This is a genomic window from Polaromonas sp. P1_G1 (assembly GCF_056405595.1).
Genome location: NZ_JBFUBU010000106.1, coordinates 1 through 2,600, shown reverse-complemented (window position 1 = coordinate 2,600; position 2,600 = coordinate 1). Strand labels below are relative to the sequence as shown.

At 66.3% G+C, this 2,600-nt stretch carries 1 protein-coding gene; it reads left to right on the top strand.

Annotated elements, in window-relative coordinates; all coding sequences use genetic code 11:
- Positions 1-37: 37 nt before the first annotated feature.
- Positions 38-2,140, top strand: coding sequence for a D-(-)-3-hydroxybutyrate oligomer hydrolase (locus tag AC1D1Y_RS25865; RefSeq protein ID WP_477684874.1), 2,103 nt, complete (start codon positions 38-40; stop codon positions 2,138-2,140).
- Positions 2,141-2,600: the final 460 nt, after the last annotated feature.

The window sequence follows — 2,600 nt, the reverse complement described above, 5'->3', positions numbered from 1 at the left end:
GCTCCAGCCAGCGCGACAACACCAAACGGAGGACGCCATGAAAACCACCCCCATCACCACAGGCCTGGGCCTGCTCACGGCGGCCGCGCTGCTGGCCGGTTGCGCCGGCGGCGCGGGCGACCCGATCAACACCAAGCCCAGCTACCTGGGCCCCATCACCATGGGGGTGTATGACGGCGGCAACGACGACCTGCTGACCGCCGGCCTGGGCAAGACCGGCCTGGGCGGCGCGGCGCCACAGCCGGTGGACCCTTTGAGGCCGACGGCGGCCGAGCTGCGGCGCATCGCGATCTACAACAACTACCGCGCCATCCTCGACATCTCGCCGGCCGGCGGCTACGGCACGCTTTACGGCCCGAACGTGGACGCGCGCGGCGTCATCACCACCGGCGAAGGCAAGATCGCCGGCAGCGAATTCATCGCCTACTCGGACGACGGCAGCGGCCGGCACAACGTGACCATGATGGTGCAGGTGCCGGCCAGCTTCAACCCGGCGAATGCCTGCATCGTGACCGGCACGTCCAGCGGCTCACGCGGCATTTACGGCGCCATCGGCTCCTCGGGCGAATGGGGTTTGAAGAACGGCTGCGCCGTGGCCTATACCGACAAGGGCACCGGCAGCGGCATGCACGACCTGCAGAACAACACGGTGCACCTGCAGAACGGCCTGCGCGCCGATGCAGGTGCGGCCGGCGCGGCCTCCAATTTCACGGCCGCCCTGAGCCCTGCCGAACGCACGGCCTTCAACGCGGCGACGCCGAACCGCTTTGCCGTCAAGCACGCGCATTCGCAGCAGAACTCCGAAAAAGACTGGGGCCGCTTCACGCTGCAGGCGGTCGAGTTCGCCTACTTTGTGCTCAATGAACGTTATGGCGCGCCCTCACGCGACGGCAGCGCGCGCCTGCGGACGCTGAACCCGTCCAACACCATCGTGATCGCCTCCAGCGTCTCCAACGGCGCCGGCGCGGCGCTGGCGGCGGCCGAGCTCGACACGCGCGGCCTGATCAGCGGCGTGGCGGTCGGCGAGCCGCAGGTGCAGCTGGTGCCCGACGCGCGGCTCAGCGTACGGCGCGGCAACACGACGCTGGCAGGCACCGGCAGGCCGCTGTACGACTACACGACGCTGGCCAACCTGCTGCAGCCCTGCGCCGCGCTGCTGTCGCCGGCCACCAACGTCTTCAACACCATCAACCCGGCCATCGCCGCCAACCGCTGCGCCGCGCTCAAGGCCCAGGGCCTCGTCAACGGCAACACGCCGGCCGAACAGGCGGCCAGCGCCATGGCGGTGCTGCAGGCCGCGGGCTGGCAGCCCGAAAGCAACGACCTGCAGGCCTCGCACTATTCGTTCGCCACGCTGCCGGTAGCGCTGACCTATGCGAATGCTTATGGCCGCGCCGGCGTGCAGGACAACCTGTGCGGCTACAGCTTTGCCGCCACAGCCCCGGCCACCGCGCCCGTACCCAACGTGCCGGTGCCCGCATCGGCCGCCGCGCTGGCGACTTCTTTCGGCACCGGCAACGGCGTGCCGCCCACGGTGGGTGTCAACATCGTCAACAACGCCAGCCTGGGCGGCCCGCTGCTGGACGCGGCCTCGGTGTCGGCCGGCAACGTGCAGGACTACAACAACGCCGGCGCGCTGTGCCTGCGCGCACTGGTCAGCACCAACACCCCCGACGCCCTGCGCGTTCGCGAAGGCATACAGCAGGTGCTGCGCAACGCCAACCTGCAGGGCAAGCCGGCCCTGATCGTGCACGGCCGCTCCGACACGCTGGTGCCGGTGGCCTTCACCTCACGGCCGTATTTCGGCCTCAACAAGATGGTCGAGGGCCGCAGCAGCAAACTTTCCTACATCGAGGTCACCAACGCCCAGCACTTCGACGCCTTTCTGGGTTTCCCGGGTTACGGCGCGCGGCTGGTACCGCTGCACCGCTATTTCATTCAGGCGATGGACATGATGTATGCGCACCTCAAGACCGGTACGCCTTTGCCGGAGAGCCAGGTGGTGAGGACGGTGCCGCGTGGGCAGGTTGGCACCGTTGCCAATCCGATCACGTTGGCTAACGTACCGCCTATTCAGTTGATGCCTGGGGTGGGGGATCAGATTACTTTTGCTAATAATGTTGTGACGGTTGCTGATTAAGGGCCGGGTCTTGCTCCGGCCTTGCGCTCTCCTCTGAGGGTTGCTGGCCGGGGGTTGCCCGGCAGCAAGTAACTTTCTTTTGCTTCGCCAAAAGAAAGTCACCAAAGAAAAGGCGACCCGCAGTCTGGGTCCCCTGCGCTTCGCTACGGGGCAACCTGCGGTGCTCGAGCCAAGCGGGGTCCGGCTAAACTCGCTTCGCTCAGACAACGCCGGCCCTGATCCGCTTGTCTCCGCGCTCCTCGGCCCAGCCAGGACGGGGCAATCGGGAGCGGAGATGGAAATGGGAACAGAAGAAAAATACCAAAGAACAAACCAAGACAAACAAGGACTCGCCACGGCGAGTCCTTGTCTCTTCAAGTATTTGGTATTGGTATTTCTAGTCCCCACCCCTTGTGGATGCGCCGAGGAGCGGAGGTCCAGACGGATCAGGGATCGCGTTGTTTGAGCCGAAGGCGAGTTT